The 17,673-nt window shown below is 55.3% G+C and carries 11 protein-coding genes; 5 read left to right on the top strand and 6 right to left on the bottom strand.

From position 1 onward, the window contains the following. Positions 1–52: 52 nt before the first annotated feature. Together arcB and NBA72_RS15020 are read right to left on the bottom strand one after the other, a co-directional pair. On the bottom strand, positions 53–2,389 hold the full coding sequence (arcB, locus tag NBA72_RS15025; RefSeq protein WP_042948681.1) for an aerobic respiration two-component sensor histidine kinase ArcB: 2,337 nt from the start codon (positions 2,387–2,389) through the stop codon (positions 53–55). Between the two features lie 93 nt (positions 2,390–2,482). Beyond that, the gene (locus tag NBA72_RS15020; protein ID WP_001176879.1) at positions 2,483–3,412 is read right to left on the bottom strand and encodes a TIGR01212 family radical SAM protein; all 930 of its coding nucleotides are present in this window, start codon (positions 3,410–3,412) and stop codon (positions 2,483–2,485) included. A gap of 671 nt (positions 3,413–4,083) precedes the next feature. Between NBA72_RS15020 and gltB the strand changes: the two genes are divergently transcribed. The 5 genes from gltB (at position 4,084) to NBA72_RS14995 (ending at position 13,919) form a co-directional block, all read left to right on the top strand. Next, a complete protein-coding gene (gene gltB, locus NBA72_RS15015; RefSeq protein WP_001748595.1) occupies positions 4,084–8,544 on the top strand; it encodes a glutamate synthase large subunit in 4,461 nt (1,486 codons plus the stop codon). A 9-nt stretch (positions 8,545–8,553) separates the two neighbouring features. After that, positions 8,554–9,972, top strand: coding sequence for a glutamate synthase subunit GltD (gene gltD / locus NBA72_RS15010; RefSeq protein WP_000081635.1), 1,419 nt, complete (start codon positions 8,554–8,556; stop codon positions 9,970–9,972). A 207-nt stretch (positions 9,973–10,179) separates the two neighbouring features. Further along, the gene (locus NBA72_RS15005; protein ID WP_439005003.1) at positions 10,180–11,283 is read left to right on the top strand and encodes a PDDEXK nuclease domain-containing protein; all 1,104 of its coding nucleotides are present in this window, start codon (positions 10,180–10,182) and stop codon (positions 11,281–11,283) included. Positions 11,284–11,398: 115 nt separating this feature from the next. Then, on the top strand, positions 11,399–12,652 hold the full coding sequence (gene codB / locus NBA72_RS15000; RefSeq protein ID WP_000076261.1) for a cytosine permease: 1,254 nt from the start codon (positions 11,399–11,401) through the stop codon (positions 12,650–12,652). Beyond that, on the top strand, positions 12,639–13,919 hold the full coding sequence (locus NBA72_RS14995) for a cytosine deaminase (protein WP_042948675.1): 1,281 nt from the start codon (positions 12,639–12,641) through the stop codon (positions 13,917–13,919). The genes codB and NBA72_RS14995 overlap by 14 nt, the downstream gene beginning before the upstream one ends. Positions 13,920–14,000: 81 nt before the next feature. Here the strand turns inward: NBA72_RS14995 and nanQ are convergent, their stop codons facing one another. Genes nanQ through nanT form a run of 4 tightly spaced genes read right to left on the bottom strand, consistent with a single transcriptional unit; the run spans position 14,001 to position 17,563 of the window. Then, positions 14,001–14,468 carry an N-acetylneuraminate anomerase gene (gene nanQ, locus NBA72_RS14990; protein ID WP_000979903.1) on the bottom strand — a complete coding sequence of 156 codons (468 nt, stop codon included), beginning with the start codon at positions 14,466–14,468 and terminating at the stop codon, positions 14,001–14,003. After that, positions 14,465–15,340, bottom strand: coding sequence for an N-acetylmannosamine kinase (gene nanK, locus NBA72_RS14985; RefSeq protein ID WP_042948667.1), 876 nt, complete (start codon positions 15,338–15,340; stop codon positions 14,465–14,467). Before nanK ends, nanQ begins: the two co-directional genes overlap by 4 nt. Beyond that, positions 15,337–16,026: an N-acetylmannosamine-6-phosphate 2-epimerase gene (locus NBA72_RS14980; RefSeq protein WP_000054444.1), complete on the bottom strand. Its 690-nt coding sequence runs from the start codon at positions 16,024–16,026 to the stop codon at positions 15,337–15,339. The genes nanK and NBA72_RS14980 overlap by 4 nt, the downstream gene beginning before the upstream one ends. A 46-nt stretch (positions 16,027–16,072) precedes the next feature. Continuing rightward, complete coding sequence (gene nanT / locus NBA72_RS14975; protein WP_000108071.1) at positions 16,073–17,563, bottom strand: sialic acid transporter NanT; 1,491 nt, start codon at positions 17,561–17,563, stop codon at positions 16,073–16,075. Positions 17,564–17,673: the final 110 nt, after the last annotated feature.

Here is a 17,673-nt window from a genome sequence, read left to right as displayed (position 1 = left end):
CACGATTTCCCTGGTGTTGGCGCAGTATTCGCGCACCCCGGTCAAACCGGGGTCATTTTTTTTCCGCGTTTGCCACCCAGGCTTTCAGCACCGCGACATCGTGCTGCCACTCCTGCTTCATCTCTTCAATCCATTCCGCGACATTATCTTCCCAGGCGGGAAGATCCGGCGACTGGATTTGCTGGCCAAGCTGTTGCAGATGACGCAGCCCTACCGAACCGGCGGCGCCTTTAATCTTATGCCCTTCCTCAACGACGCCTTTTTTGTCACGCGCCGTCAGATTGGACTCCAGCACGCTTAAATAGCCAGGCATCATTTTTTCAAATACCGCGAGGCCATCGGTGATCAATTTAGGCCCAACCAACTCGATGTATTGTTCCAGCATCGGGATATCCAGCAGCGCTTGCGCTTTATCGCTCTCTTCAGGCGTCACGGTACTCTCCTCTTTATCGGTGGCATCCCAGAATTTTTTAATCATCGCGGTTAAGGCTGGCACCGACAGCGGCTTACTCAGCACATCGTCCATACCGGCGTCCAGATACTCTTTTTTATCTTTAAGAACGTTAGCCGTAAGCGCTACCAGCGGCGGTAAATCTTCCCGCGTGTGGCGACGGGTTAGTTCTCTGGCGATATCCAGACCCGTCATATCCGGTAGCTGAATATCCAGTAAGACCAGGTCATATTCGCCCGGCGCGAACATTTCCAGCGCCGCCTTGCCGGTCATCGCGACATCCACGCTGTTCCCCAGTTTTTCCAGTACTGAACGCGCCACAATCACGTTCAGTTCAATATCTTCGACCAGCAGAACATGCAGCGCGGGCAGCGGCATGTCGTCTTCATCAAAGGCGTCCTCCACCTCTTCCGCCACCGCTGGCGCATGAACCGTTAGCGTAAAGGTCGATCCTTTGCCCGGCAGACTGGAAACGGTAATATCGCCGCCCATATTTTTCGCCAGCCGACGGGAGACCGCCAGCCCGATACCGGTACCCGTCGCCGGCTTACCGCCATGACTGTCTTTCACCTGATAATACATGGCGAAAATTTTATCCTGCTCATCCTGCGGAATGCCGATCCCGGAATCTTCCACTTCAAAGTGCAGCATGTCGCCTTCATCATAGCGCGCCCGCACCGTCACCTGGCCCTGCTGAGTAAACTTCACCGCATTGCTGATCAAATTCCATAAAATCTGCCGCAGACGCGTTCCGTCAGTAATGACTTTGTGCGGCAGCGGCAGCGTCGGCTCAAGCACAAAACGTAGCCCTTTTTGCTGCGCCTGCAAACCGGAAAGGTTTTCCAGATCGGCCATAAAGCTGGTGAAATCAACCGGTTGGTTATCAAGCTGAACCTTACGCCGCTCCATCTTATCCATATCAATGATATCATTGAAAATATTGCCTAACGTCACGGCGGAGACATGGATTGTCTTAAGGTATTTTTCCTGTTCGGCGGAGAGATCGGTATCCAGCAGGATGCGGCTTAAACCGACGATGCCGTTAAGCGGGGTGCGCAGCTCATGACTGATGGTAGAGATAAATGTGGTCTTGTCGCGGCTGGCGCGCTCCAGCGCGTCCTGATAACGCTTACGTTCGGTAATATCACGACCAAATCCCATCAGGCCATGACGTTTACCGACACGGTCGTAATAAGGCACTTTACGAATTTCAAAGCAGGCCTTTCGTCCGTCCGGGTAATCCAGCCACTGTTCGTAGGTCAGGGAGACGTTATGGCGGAATACTTTTTCATCGGTTTCAATGACTTTCTCCGCCGCTTCGGGAGAGTACACATCTTCCGGCTTCAAATGCACCAGCTGTTTTTCGCTCTTGCCGGTTAGCAATTCCATTGCGCGGTTACAGCCGGAAAATTCTTTATCCTCATTACGATAAAAAACCAAATCCGGCGAGGCGTCCAGAAAGGAGCGCAGAAAAGAGGATTGCTGTTCTAGCTGGATTTGCGCCTCTTCACGCTCTTTAATTTCTACTTTTAGCTGTTCAAATGTCTCTTGCAGCTCCGCTTCCGCTTTTTCGCGATCGGCAATTTCCTGATTAAGCTGGGCAATATTGTCCTTCAACTGTACGTTAAGCTTGAGATCGCGCTCGCGCATCTCCTCCAGCTTTTGCACCAGACGCGACAGTCGCTGCCTTGACTCTTCCAGTTGTTCAACAACAACGGATAAGAAATAGACCGCCCAGGGCGTAATTAACAGGCCAAAAAAGATGGAACGAATAACGTCGATACTTTCAACCTGACCATGCAGCACCATGGTCACCGCCATCTGCACGACAATCGCCAGCACCACCAATGCCAACGCCAGGAGCATGGAAAAGCGCACCAGACCCAATTTCATCATCAGGTCGACATAGTATTGCGCCAGCATACGAATTTGCTTCATAGAGGATTCCTTCACCACAACTTCGCACATAATACCCAATTATGGGAACCGCGTTGAATATTGTGCGAAATATGCGTAGCGCCCCTCATCACGCTACGCTACAGGTGGTATCCAGGGACGGGCCAGCGCAGAGCCCTGCACGCCATGCTCATTCAGGTATTTGTCCAGCTCAACCATCCCCGTCCAGCGATTCTCGCACCACAGAGGGGCAAGCAGCGTCGGACGGCGAGCGCTGGCTGAAATTCGGTGATAAATTACCTCCGGCGGCGTATGGCGAATCATCTCACCTGCCGTTAGCGTGTAGTCGTCCAGTTCGATGCCGTTCAGCCGCCCCGCTTCCCAGGCTTTGGCCATCGTACTGCCTTTCACAATATGCAGCGGATGCAGTTTAATACCGTCAACGCCCGTCTCCACCACACGCTCCATGGTTTGCAGGCATTCTGCCTGCCCTTCGCCCGGCAGCCCCACAATCAGATGCGCGCACACTTTCAGCCCGCGCTCCCGGGCAATCCGGGTGGTACGCTGATAGCAGGCGAAGTCATGCCCGCGGTTAATTCGGTGCAGGGTTTTATCGTGCGCGGTTTGCAATCCCAGTTCCAGCCACACCTCGTAGCCTTGATCTTTATATTCACACAGTAAATCTACTACTGCCTGCGGGACGCAATCCGGACGCGTACCGACGCATAACCCGACGATACTGGCCTGGCTGACCGCCTGTTGATACATGGAACGCAGCACCTGCACTTCCGCAAAGGTGCTGGTGTAGGCCTGGAAATAGGCCAGATAGCGTTTAGCGCGGTTCACCAGATGCGCCTGATGCGCAAGCTGCTCGGCAATCGAATGATGCTGCTGCGCCTCATCGGCAAAAGAGGCGACATTACAGAAGGTGCAACCGCCACGCCCGATGGTGCCGTCGCGATTAGGGCAGCTAAAACCGCCATGAAGCGTCAGCTTATGAACCTTTTGCCCATACCGACGTAAAAGATCCCCACCAAACATATTGACTAATTTCTGTAACTGCATAATCTGATAGACCGCCTCTTAAAAAGAGGCCAAAGCCTGCCATTTTTAGTCTCCTTTGGCGATGACCTGGATCAATCGTCCCGGAAGGCTTTTATCCATTGCATAATAAAGCAAAATAAACGATATTTCATTCATAATCCCGCTGATGATTTTTCCTGATATTCCCCTCTTTTTTCAGCGTTTGCTGGGTCATCGATAAAAACAGTAGCATTCAATATTTCTCACGCTTAAAACAGCATAAAATGCCAAGATTTTTGAAAAAGCAAGGTCAGATAATGCCTGGCGAACGGCTCTTATAGTGAGACAGATCACAGGCTTTCTGCCGCTCCGTATTAGCAGCCCTTCTATAAAAAACCTTTTAATTTCAACAGATTCAAAAAGTTATCTGTGCTACAGCACACTTTTGCATAAATCAGTTTGCCATTTGACCTGGGTGTGGATTCCCGATAAGTTGGGGATCCGCTGGAAGCTTTCTGGATGAGCCGTCTGCTCATCATATTTATGCAGTAATTGAGATTCCCTCTTAACCGTATTTACCAATGCGCAAAGGACACAAAGAGGGCGAATGCGAGGTAAGCGTATGATGCGCCAGCCCCGTCGCCATGCTCTTGCTGTGCCCGCGCGCCGTCGGTTGGGAGAGCGTCCCGTAGAGCCTGGGGAGGTTCACTGATATGTTGTACGATAAATCCCTTGAGAAGGATAACTGTGGTTTCGGCCTGATCGCCCACATAGAAGGCGAACCTAGCCACAAGGTAGTGCGTACCGCCATACACGCGCTGGCCCGGATGCAGCACCGTGGCGCGATCCTTGCCGACGGTAAAACCGGCGACGGTTGCGGCTTGCTGTTACAAAAACCTGACCGTTTCTTTCGCATCGTGGCCGAAGAGCGCGGCTGGCGCTTAGCCAAAAACTACGCCGTCGGGATGATCTTTTTGAATAAAGATCCTGAACTGGCCGCCGCGTCACGCCATATTGTCGAAGAAGAATTACAGCAGGAAACCCTGTCGATTGTCGGCTGGCGCGATGTGCCAACCAATGAAGGCGTGCTCGGTGAAATCGCCCTCTCCTCTCTGCCGCGTATTGAGCAGATTTTTGTCAACGCTCCGGCGGGCTGGCGTCCGCGCGATATGGAGCGCCGTCTGTTTATCGCCCGCCGACGCATTGAAAAACGCCTGCAGGACGACAAAGATTTCTACGTATGCAGCCTGTCGAACCTGGTCAACATTTATAAAGGTCTATGTATGCCGGCGGATCTGCCGCGCTTCTACCTGGATCTTGCGGATCTGCGTCTGGAATCGGCCATCTGCCTGTTCCACCAGCGCTTTTCCACTAACACCGTGCCGCGTTGGCCGCTGGCGCAGCCGTTCCGCTACCTGGCGCATAACGGCGAGATTAACACTATCACCGGCAACCGCCAGTGGGCGCGCGCCCGTACCTATAAATTCCAGACGCCGCTGATCCCGGATTTACAGTCCGCTGCGCCGTTTGTTAACGAAACCGGTTCGGATTCCAGCTCGCTGGACAACATGCTGGAACTGCTGCTGGCAGGCGGGATGGACATCATCCGCGCCATGCGCCTGTTGGTGCCGCCCGCCTGGCAGAACAACCCCGATATGGACCAGGATCTGCGCGCCTTCTTTGACTTTAACTCCATGCATATGGAGCCGTGGGACGGTCCGGCAGGCATCGTGATGTCCGACGGGCGCTTCGCCGCCTGTAACCTTGACCGTAACGGCCTGCGCCCGGCACGCTATGTCATTACCAAAGACAAGCTGATCACCTGCGCCTCCGAAGTCGGTATCTGGGACTATCAGCCGGATGAAGTGGTCGAGAAAGGCCGCGTCGGCCCAGGCGAGCTGATGGTGATCGACACCCGCGGCGGACGTATTCTGCATTCCGCGGAAACCGATGACGATCTGAAAAGCCGCCATCCGTATAAAGCGTGGATGGAAAAGAATGTTCGCCGTCTGGTGCCGTTTGAAGAGCTACCTGATGAAGAAGTCGGTAGCCGCGAACTGGACGATGACCTGCTCGCCAGCTATCAGAAACAGTTTAACTACAGCGCCGAAGAGCTGGACTCGGTTATCCGCGTGTTGGGCGAAAACGGCCAGGAAGCCGTCGGCTCAATGGGCGACGACACCCCCTTTGCCGTGCTCTCCAGCCAGCCGCGTATTATTTACGACTACTTCCGCCAGCAGTTCGCGCAGGTCACTAACCCGCCTATCGACCCGCTGCGTGAAGCGCACGTCATGTCGCTCGCCACCAGCATCGGTCGCGAAATGAACGTCTTCTGCGAAGCGGAAGGTCAGGCCCATCGCCTGAGTTTTAAATCGCCAATTCTGCTGTACTCCGATTTCAAACAGCTCACTACCATGAGCGAGCATCACTACCGCGCCGACTGGCTTGACATTACCTTTGATGTCACCGAAACCACACTGGACGCGACGGTTAAGGCGCTGTGCGATAAAGCGGAACAGATGGTGCGTAACGGCACCGTGTTGCTGGTTCTCTCGGATCGCAATATCGGTAAGAATCGCCTGCCGGTGCCCGCGCCGATGGCGGTGGGCGCGGTGCAAACGCGTCTGGTAGAACAAAGCCTGCGCTGCGATGCCAACATCATCGTAGAAACCGGAAGCGCCCGCGATCCGCATCACTTTGCGGTACTGCTCGGCTTTGGCGCAACGGCCATCTATCCGTACCTGGCCTACGAAACGCTGGGGCGTCTGATTGATACCCAGGCCATCGCCAAAAACTACCGTACCGTGATGCAGAACTACCGTAACGGCATCAACAAGGGGCTGTACAAGATTATGTCCAAAATGGGCATTTCGACCATTGCCTCTTACCGCTGCTCCAAACTGTTTGAAGCGGTCGGACTGCACGATGATGTGGTAAACCTGTGCTTCCAGGGCGTGGTCAGCCGTATCGGCGGCGCGAGCTTTGATGACTTCCAGCAGGATCTGCTGAATCTCTCCAAACGCGCCTGGCTGGCGCGCAAACCCATTAGCCCGGGCGGCCTGCTGAAGTACGTCCACGGCGGCGAATATCACGCCTATAACCCGGATGTCGTGCGTACCCTGCAACAGGCGGTACAGAGCGGCGAGTACAGCGATTATCAGGAATACGCCAAACTGGTCAATGAGCGTCCGGCGGCAACGCTGCGCGATCTGCTGGCGATACATCCAGACGGCGAGGCGGTGACTATCGACGAGGTTGAGCCCGCCAGTGAGCTGTTTAAACGCTTTGATACCGCAGCCATGTCTATCGGCGCATTAAGTCCGGAAGCGCACGAAGCGCTGGCGGAAGCGATGAACAGCCTCGGCGGCAACTCCAACTCCGGCGAAGGCGGCGAAGACCCGGCGCGCTACGGCACCAATAAAGTGTCGCGTATCAAACAGGTGGCCTCCGGTCGCTTTGGCGTGACGCCGGCCTACCTGGTCAATGCCGATGTGATTCAGATTAAAGTCGCGCAGGGCGCGAAACCGGGCGAAGGCGGTCAGTTGCCGGGGGATAAAGTCACTCCGTATATCGCTAAACTGCGCTATTCAGTGCCGGGCGTGACGCTGATCTCCCCGCCGCCGCACCACGATATTTACTCTATCGAGGACTTAGCGCAGCTCATTTTCGACCTCAAACAGGTCAACCCGAAGGCGATGATCTCCGTGAAACTGGTGTCCGAACCGGGCGTCGGCACCATCGCGACCGGCGTGGCGAAAGCCTATGCGGATCTGATCACCATCGCTGGCTACGACGGCGGTACCGGCGCCAGCCCGCTCTCTTCGGTGAAATATGCGGGCTGTCCGTGGGAACTCGGACTTGTTGAAACCCAGCAGGCGCTGGTCGCCAACGGTCTGCGTCACAAGATTCGTCTGCAGGTGGACGGCGGCCTGAAAACGGGCGTCGACATCATTAAAGCGGCGATCCTCGGCGCGGAAAGCTTTGGCTTCGGTACCGGGCCAATGGTGGCGCTGGGCTGTAAATACCTGCGTATTTGCCACCTGAACAACTGCGCAACCGGCGTGGCGACGCAGGATGAGAAACTGCGTAAGAACCACTATCACGGCCTGCCGTTCAAAGTGACCAACTACTTTGAATTCATCGCCCGCGAAGTGCGCGAGCTGATGGCTTCGCTTGGCGTGACCCGCCTGGTGGATTTGATTGGCCGCACCGACCTGCTGAAAGAGCTGGAGGGCTTCACCGCTAAACAGCAGAAGCTGGCGCTGTCTCGTCTACTGGAAACCGCTGAACCTCATCCGGGTAAAGCGCTGTACTGCACCGAGAATAACCCGCCGTTTGATAACGGCGTGCTGAATGCGCAACTGTTGCAGCAGGCGAAGCCGTTTGTCGATGCGCGCCAGAGCAAAACCTTCTGGTTCGACATCCGCAACACCGATCGTTCCGTCGGCGCGTCGCTTTCCGGCTACATCGCACAGACCCACGGCGATCAGGGGCTGGCTTCCGATCCGATTAAAGCGCACTTCAGCGGTACCGCAGGCCAGAGCTTTGGCGTGTGGAACGCGGGCGGCGTAGAGTTATATCTGACTGGCGATGCCAACGACTATGTCGGTAAAGGTATGGCAGGCGGTTTGATCGCCATCAGACCGCCGGTAGGTTCCGCCTTCCTCAGTCATAAAGCCAGCATTATCGGCAACACCTGCCTGTATGGAGCCACCGGTGGTCGTCTGTACGCGGCGGGCCGCGCGGGCGAACGTTTCGGCGTGCGTAACTCCGGGGCGATTACCGTAGTAGAGGGCATCGGCGACAACGGCTGTGAATACATGACCGGCGGCATCGTCTGCGTGCTGGGTAAAACCGGCGTTAACTTCGGCGCGGGGATGACCGGCGGCTTCGCCTATGTGCTGGACGAAGATGGCGAATTCCGTAAACGCGTAAACCCGGAACTGGTAGAAGTACTGGACGTTGATTCGCTGGCTATCCACGAAGAGCATCTGCGCGGCCTGATCACCGAGCACGTGCAGCATACTGGTTCGCAACGCGGCGAAGAGATCCTGTCCAGGTGGTCAAGCTTCTCAACCCAATTCGCGTTAGTGAAGCCCAAGTCCAGCGATGTCAAAGCCCTGTTGGGCCACCGTAGTCGTAGTGCGGCAGAATTGCGCGTGCAGGCGCAGTAAGGAATTGAAATGAGCCAGAATGTTTATCAATTTATCGACCTGCAGCGCGTTGATCCGCCGAAGAAGCCGCTGAAGATCCGTAAGATCGAGTTTGTTGAAATCTACGAACCGTTTTCTGAAGGTCAGGCGAAAGCCCAGGCGGATCGCTGTTTGTCCTGCGGTAACCCCTACTGCGAGTGGAAATGTCCGGTACATAACTACATCCCGAACTGGCTGAAACTGGCTAACGAAGGGCGTATTTTTGAGGCGGCTGAGCTATCGCACCAGACCAACACCCTGCCGGAAGTGTGTGGCCGCGTCTGCCCGCAGGACCGCCTGTGCGAAGGCTCCTGTACGCTGCACGATGAGTTCGGCGCAGTGACCATCGGTAACATTGAGCGCTATATCAACGATAAAGCGTTCGAAATGGGCTGGCGCCCGGATATGACCGGCGTGCGCCAGACGGACAAACGGGTAGCGATTATCGGCGCAGGTCCGGCAGGGCTGGCGTGCGCCGACGTGCTGACCCGCAACGGCGTGAAGGCGGTGGTCTTTGATCGCCATCCGGAAATCGGCGGCCTGCTGACCTTCGGTATTCCAGCTTTCAAACTGGAAAAAGAGGTGATGACCCGTCGTCGCGAGATCTTCACCGGCATGGGTATTGAGTTCAAACTTAATACCGAAGTGGGTCGTGATGTACAGCTTGAAGATCTGCTGAAAGATTACGATGCGGTATTCCTTGGCGTCGGCACCTATCAGTCGATGCGCGGCGGGCTGGAAAATGAAGATGCGGACGGGGTTTTCGACGCTCTGCCGTTCCTGATCGCCAATACGAAGCAGATCATGGGGTTTGGCGAAACCAGCGACGAACCATATGTCAGCATGGAAGGCAAACGCGTGGTGGTGCTGGGCGGCGGCGATACCGCAATGGACTGCGTACGTACCTCCATTCGTCAGGGCGCAACGCACGTAACCTGTGCCTATCGTCGTGATGAAGAGAACATGCCGGGTTCCAGACGCGAAGTGAAGAACGCGCGCGAGGAAGGTGTCGAATTTCAGTTTAACGTTCAACCGCTGGGCATTGAAGTCAATGCCAACGGCAAAGTGAGCGGCGTAAAAATGGTGCGCACTGAAATGGGCGAACCGGATGCCAAAGGCCGTCGGCGGGCGGAGATCGTCGCCGGTTCCGAGCATGTGGTTCCGGCTGATGCGGTGGTGATGGCATTTGGTTTTCGTCCACACAGCATGGAATGGCTGGCGAAACACAGCGTGGAACTGGACTCGCAGGGACGAATTATCGCGCCGGAACGCAGCGATAATGCTTTCCAGACCAGCAACCCGAAAATCTTCGCCGGTGGCGACATCGTGCGCGGTTCCGATCTGGTGGTGACGGCGATTGCCGAAGGCCGTAAGGCGGCTGACGGGATTATGAACTACCTCGAAGTGTAACCCTTCCGGCTCCCCGGTTGATGCCTTGTGCTGATGGCTGGGGAGCCGATATTCCTCTCCTCAATATCTCTCCTGCCGATTCTGGAAACCCGCTCGTAAATCGAGATGTAATGCCATGTAAAATCCGTTCATGAATTGATCCGTTTACGCCTGAAGCGTATTGATAGCGTTCTAATTTCACAATAAAACTATCACGTAAGGGATGACATGACGAATCCAACTTTAGCGCCACAGTCTGATGAATATCAGCAAATTCATGACGGTATTATTCGTCTGGTCGATACGGCACGTACCGAGACCGTGCGCAGCATCAATGCCATTATGACTGCCACCTACTGGGAAATTGGCCGACGCATTGTCGAATTTGAACAGGGAGGAGAAGCGCGAGCGGCCTATGGCACCCAGCTTATCGAACGATTATCGGTAGATTTAAGTCAGCGCTATAAGCGCGGTTTTTCCACCAGAAACCTATGGCAAATTCGTACATTTTATCTTTGTTTTCAACATATTGAAATTCCGCAGACACTGTCTGCGGAATCTTCAAATCTCATACCGCTCGCCAAAACATTCCCTCTTCCCTGGTCGGCGTATGTCCGCCTCTTGTCGGTAAAAAATCCCGATGCCCGCACTTTTTACGAGAAAGAGACGCTACGTAACGGCTGGTCAGTTAGGCAGCTCGACAGGCAAATCGCCACTCAATTTTACGAACAAACACTACTGTCCCACGACAAATCCGCCATGTTGCAGCAGCCTGCACCCGCCGAGCCAAACGTTTTGCCGGAGCAAGCCATACGCGACCCGTTCATTCTGGAATTTCTTAACCTGAAGGACGAGTATTCCGAATCAGATCTCGAAGACGCGCTGCTCAGCCACCTGATGGACTTTATGCTGGAGCTTGGTGACGATTTTGCTTTTGTTGGCCGCCAACGCCGACTACGCATAGACGATAGCTGGTTCCGCGTCGACCTGCTGTTCTTCCATCGTCGCTTGCGCTGCCTGTTGCTCGTTGACCTGAAGGTAGGCAAATTCGGTTATGCGAATGCCGGGCAGATGAATATGTACCTGAACTATGCCAAAGAGCACTGGACAATGCCTGGAGAAAACCCGCCAGTCGGCTTAGTTTTGTGCGCAGGGAAAGGCGCGGGGGAAGCGCATTACGCGCTGACTGGCCTGCCAAACACCATCATGGCGAGCGAGTACAAAGTGCAGCTGCCTGACGAAAAATTACTCACAGACGAACTTATTCGTTCGCAAACCATGCTGGAAACTCAACTCACACGCGGTGGTTCACTGACAACGGAGAAAAACTAACGAACCATTAATACCATGAATAATTATCAAAAAAATATCACACGAAAACGTTTGCTTTATTCTGAGAACTGTATATTATGCGGCGGATTTTTTGGGCAAAATTCATGGAGGCGTTGTGTCGCAGGACAACAATTATAGCCAGGGCCCCGTCCCTCTGGCGGCGCGGAAGGGCGTGATTCCACTGACGTTTGTCATGTTGGGTTTAACGTTTTTTTCCGCCAGTATGTGGACCGGAGGGACACTCGGCACCGGTCTTTCTTATAATGATTTCTTCCTCGCAGTTCTCTTCGGTAATCTCCTCCTCGGTATCTACACTGCATTTCTTGGCTACATCGGCGCAAAAACCGGACTCTCCACCCACCTCCTTGCACGTTACTCCTTTGGCGTTAAAGGATCATGGCTTCCCTCGCTGCTGCTAGGCGGCACACAGGTAGGCTGGTTTGGCGTTGGCGTAGCGATGTTCGCTATTCCGGTCAGTAAAGCGACGGGCATTGATGCCAATATCCTGATTGCCGTTTCGGGTCTGCTGATGACCCTGACCATTTTTTTCGGCATCTCGGCGTTGACCATTTTGTCTATCATTGCCGTACCCGCGATCGTTATACTGGGCAGCTACTCCGTCTGGCTGGCGATCAGCGGCGTGGGTGGGCTGGAGCATTTAAAAACGATAGTGCCGCAGACGCCGCTGGATTTTTCCAGCGCGCTGGCGCTGGTGGTGGGATCGTTTGTCAGCGCCGGAACATTGACCGCCGACTTCGTCCGCTTCGGGCGTCATGCCAAAAGCGCCGTACTGATTGCGATGATCGCTTTTTTCCTCGGCAACTCGCTGATGTTTATCTTTGGCGCGGCAGGCGCTGCCGCCGTCGGTCAGGCGGATATCTCTGACGTGATGATAGCGCAGGGGCTGCTGCTGCCCGCGATTGTGGTGCTTGGCCTGAATATCTGGACCACCAACGATAACGCGCTGTACGCATCGGGTCTGGGCTTCGCCAATATTACCGGTCTTTCCAGCCGCACGCTGTCGGTGGTGAACGGGATTATCGGTACCGTGTGCGCGCTGTGGCTTTACAATAATTTTGTCGGCTGGCTGACGTTCCTGTCATCTGCCATCCCACCGATTGGCGGAGTGATTATTGCCGACTATCTGTTGAACCGTCGCCGCTATGCCGACTTCAACACCGTGCGCTTTATTCCCGTTAACTGGATTGCTATTCTTTCCGTCGCGCTGGGCATCGCCGCCGGACATTATGTTCCTGGTATTGTGCCCGTCAACGCCGTACTCGGCGGCGTCTTCAGCTATATCCTGCTGAATCCACTTTTCAACCGCAGCCTTGCTAAATCACCAGAGGTCAGCCATGCAGAACAATAACATCACTATTTGTCAGACGCGTCTGCAGGGACACGAAGGATTATGGCAGATTACGATTGAAAACGGGCGCTTTAGCCGGATTGAGCCTCAGGAAGCCGCATCGTTACCGCAGGGCGAAGTGCTTGATGCCGAAGGCGGTCTGGCTATTCCACCGTTTGTTGAGCCACATATCCACCTGGATACCACGCAAACGGCGGGTGAACCGAGCTGGAACCAGTCCGGCACACTGTTTGAAGGGATTGAGCGCTGGGCAGAACGTAAAGCAATGCTCACGCATGAAGATGTGAAAGCGCGCGCGATGCAGACCCTGAAATGGCAGATGGCTAACGGCATCCAGTACGTTCGTACTCACGTTGACGTTTCAGATCCTACGCTCACCGCGCTGAAAGCCATGCTGGAAGTGAAGCAAGAGGTTGCGCCGTGGGTAGACCTGCAAATTGTCGCCTTTCCGCAAGAAGGTATTCTGTCTTATCCCAACGGTGAAGCGCTGTTAGAGGAAGCCGTGCGTTTGGGCGCTGACGTTATTGGCGCCATTCCGCACTTTGAGTTCACGCGGGAATATGGCGTTGAATCGCTGCACAAAATCTTCGCCCTGGCGCAGAAATACGATCGCTTGATCGATGTGCACTGCGACGAAATTGATGACGAGCAGTCTCGCTTTGTCGAAACGGTCGCGGCGCTGGCGCATCGTGATGGCATGGGGGCGCGCGTGACCGCCAGCCACACCACGGCTATGCACTCGTACAACGGCGCGTATGCGTCACGCCTGTTCCGCCTGTTGAAAATGTCGGGGATTAACTTCGTCGCCAACCCGCTGGTGAATATTCATCTGCAAGGGCGATTTGACACTTACCCGAAACGTCGTGGCGTCACGCGAGTGAAAGAGATGCTGGAAGCGGGGATCAATGTCTGCTTTGGCCATGATGACGTCTTCGACCCGTGGTATCCATTAGGCACGGCAAATATGCTGCAGGTGCTGCATATGGGGTTACACGTTTGCCAGTTGATGGGGTATGGGCAAATCAACGACGGGTTAAATCTGATCACTACCCACAGCGCAAAAACCCTGCATTTACAGGACTACGGTCTGAGCGTCGGCAATGCCGCGAATCTGGTTATCTTACCCGCTGAGAATGGATTCGATGCGGTACGTCGCCAGACGCCTGCCCGTTACTCGATTCGCCACGGGCGGGTGATTGCCGAGACGGTGCCGAGCCAGACGACGTTGCACCTGACCCAGCCGGAAGCCGTGACGTTTAAGCGTTAACCCGTCATACCCGCGCTCTCCGGCACATTCACCACGCAGCCCGTAAGGGGCTGCGTTCGGAAGACTGCTCCGGCAAGAGATTCAGGCCGCCAGCAGACTGGCGCGTACTTTCACTACCACTTTCTTGATGTCATCCGGCTCACCCACTGCACATCCCGGTTTATGCGGTTCTCCCGGCATAAACACAGCAAACATCCCCGCTTGCAGCGTAATAGTCTGCTCGTCGACAATTTGACTACAAAGCTGGTAATCCTCTTCAACGTGCATCTCCTCGCACTGGCGAGCGGCACCGGACATCCCAAACGCAATACGCTCGACGCCGGTTAGTAGTAGCTGAATATCAATGTATTGTTCATGCAATTCCGCTTTCTTCTCGGTCGGCATTTGCGTCGTTAACTGCATTACATTCATAAAGATATTGTCGCCCTGCAATTCATAGCGCCCCGGCGCTTTCTCCTGCGGCCTTGCCGCCAGCGCGAGAGTCAAGGCATCCAGCAGTCGCGGATGCAACCCGCAAGAAGGCAACGACTGTACTTCCCCCATCATCATAATGTGTCTCCTTGAGCTAACAAAGCAGCGCCTAATAATCCTGCGTCATGCCGATAGCGAGCGGCGCTCAGCGCCACGTGATAAGGCGCAGGCTCTTGCATCAAAAACGCGCGAACCTGCTCCAGGTATCCCTCAGCTAACCCTACGCTGCCGCCAATGACCACACACTGGCAGTCGGTAGTCGCTTTCACATCGGCGATCATCCGCGCTATTACCTGCGCGGATTGGCTTACCAGATGTCGCGCCTGCTGATGACCTTCGCCAGCGCGAATAAATAGGGTTTTGGCGTCGCATCCCGCCAGATCGTCCCGCGCCGCCGCGGCCATCCCTCGTCCGGAGGCGATGGCCTCTACGCAGCCAACGCGTCCACAACCGCATACGGGCCCGTGTAGGTCCGCCAGGGTGTGTCCCAGGTGCCCGGCCAGACCGCCTTTTCCGGTAAGGAGCTTGCCGTCACAGACAACGCCGCCGCCAACGCCGGTTGAAACGGTGATAAATACCATATCGCGGATATCATCAGGGAGCGCGTGATACTCCGCCCAGGCCGCCGCCTGCGCGTCGTTCACCGCCAGCGTCGGCAGGCCAGCGATCGTTTCCAGTGTTTGTACTAACGGAAAGTGTAGCAAGCCGCCCAGATTATGGGGGTTTAGCGCCAGCAGCATCCCTTCCTGAATGATCCCGGTAGAAGCTATCGCTACCTGACGCGCCTCTGCCCGTAGTGGTTCAACCAGCGCCTTTAATGCTTCACGTAACGCATCCGGCGTTTTGCTCGCGGGGGTCGGTAGCTCGCGACGCTGGCTAATGCGCAAGTTGTTGTCGATGAGCGCGGCGGCAAGTTTAGTACCGCCAATATCGATTGCTAACGTAGTCATGACGCTGCCTTTTTTAATGCGTCGTTATACCACCCACAGATATGTTCCAGACGGGTAATGGCGGACCCCACCGTCACCGCCCATGCGCCATAACGGATCGCCTCCGCCGCCAGTGCTGGCGAGTTATAGCGCCCTTCGGCTATTACCCGGCATCCGGCGTCATGCAACGCTTTGACTAAGGGCAGATCGGGTTCCTCCGGCGTATCGGGGGTGGTGTAGCCGGACATCGTCGTGCCGATAATGTCCGCGCCCAACCGTTGGCAGGCGAGACCATCGTCCACGGATGAGCAGTCGGCCATCGCCAGTAGATGGTGGTGATGAATGCGCGCCAACAACGCCTCAACGGCTACCGGCCGTTGCCGAGCGGTTCCATCAACGGCGATAATAGCTGCGCCAGCCTGCGCCAGCGCATCTACATCGTCGAGAAAAGGGGTAATGCGCACTGGAGAGTCGTCCAGATCGCGTTTGATAATGCCGATAATGGGTACCGAAACGAGCGAGCGGGCCACGCGCAGGTTGTCTATGCCTTCAATACGCACCGCAACCGCGCCCGCCTGTTCCGCCGCCAACGCCATTGCCGCTACAATCTCCGGCTTATCCAGCGGACTGCCCGGAACGGGCTGGCAGGAGACAATCAGGCCGCCAGAAGCGGCAATATTTTTATCCAGTTGTTCAAGTAACGACATACTACTCCCTTACAAATATTGCCCGGTTGAAAACCGGGCAAGCGGATTAACTTTTCGTTTTTACAAAGGCACCTTTACCACTGCCAAGCGGTACGGCTCCGCTGAACGGTTTGTCGTCAATAGCATCGTGGGTGCGTAACGCTTCCGGACGTAGCCAACGCTGTACGCGAGACGGCATATCAAGCCCAATAAGCAGGATCACGACAAACGTCAGGCTGAAAGAGAGCGATGCCAGCGCAGTGCCCAAATCCAGACGTTGAGCGATCAGCGCTCCCAGGATCGGCGCCAGCGCGCCGCCGAGCGCGCCGACGTTATAAGTAAAGCCCAGCCCCGCCGCGCGCTGATCGGTATCGAAGTAACCGCCGATCAGTTTCGGTAGAATCCCGGCAATCCCCTGCCCCAACATCTGTTGGAAAAACAGTAGCAGACCCAGAACCCAGACGTTTGTGCCGCCAATCGCAAAGACCGGAATAATGAGGATTTGCGAGGCCAGCAGGCTACAGACATATGCTTTACGCGTTCCCAGCCAGTCGCCAAGAAAACCGCCTACGCAGCAACCAACCGCCGCGCCAAATCCGCTAAAGAACAGGACATTCGCCACCGTATGCGGATCGTAGGCCAGCTCGGTTTTCAGATAAGTGGGTAATAGCGCCTGAATCGGCCAGGAATAGAGGAAAGCAAACAGTACCACCAGCATCAGCATGACGCCAGTGGGCCAGCGTTTACCGCTGCTCTGCACCATAAAGCTGATAAAGATAACCGCGCACAGTAGTCCCAGCCCCGCCACAATCGCAGCATTTTGTAGGTTACCGGCAAAACAGAACCACAGCGCAGCGGCGGCGGCGAAAGTCATTAAAATGTTGATGATGCGATGCTCGCCCCGATAAAGAATGTCGACCATCGTGCGTACCGGCGCTTTACCCGCGTGTTTCTCTTTCCAGTCTTCCGCTTCCGGAATGTTTTTCCGCAGCCAGAGAGCGAAGATAATTGGCAAAATGCCAATGAAAAACAGCGCGCGCCAGCCCCAGACAGGCACCACCAGGCTGTACACCTGCGCGGCAACGACCGCGCCGACGGAGAAGCCGGAAATCAGAAAACCGCTGGCTTTATTGCGTAAATGTTTTGGCCAGCTTTCAATCACATAGGTCGCGCTGGAACCATATTCGCCCGCCATGCCCATACCAATCACCAGTCGGGCGATGAACATGGTGGTGTAACCGGGCGCAAACCCGCATGCCAGGGTTCCCACCGAAAACAGAATGATGCTGCTGACCATCGCCAGACGACGCCCATAGCGATCGCCCATCGCGCCCAGTAATAACCCGCCGAACCAGCGAGAGATAAAAGCCGCAGAAATCAGGCTTGCCGCCTGTACCGTCGTCAGCCCAAATTCGCTTTGTACCTCAGTCAGTACAAGAGCAATCAACACAAAATCAAAACCATCAAGCAGATATCCCAGCCAGGCAGCGGAAAATGCCCGCCACTGCGCCCGGTTGAGATGGCGATACCACGGGATGTTCTGGGTAGAAGTACTCATTTTACTCTCCCGACGATTTTTGTTGTCGTTATGCCGAATGGCGGCTCCGCCTTATCCGGCCTACCGCTCACACTGTTGTAGGCCGGGCAAGCGTAGCGCCCCCGGCATTA

Source organism: Salmonella sp. NW1250 (assembly GCF_051812965.1).
In the GTDB taxonomy this organism is placed as follows: Bacteria; Pseudomonadota; Gammaproteobacteria; order Enterobacterales; family Enterobacteriaceae; genus Salmonella; species Salmonella enterica.
Note: the sequence above shows the minus strand (reverse complement) of the source record. Positions and strands in the feature narration are given on the sequence as shown.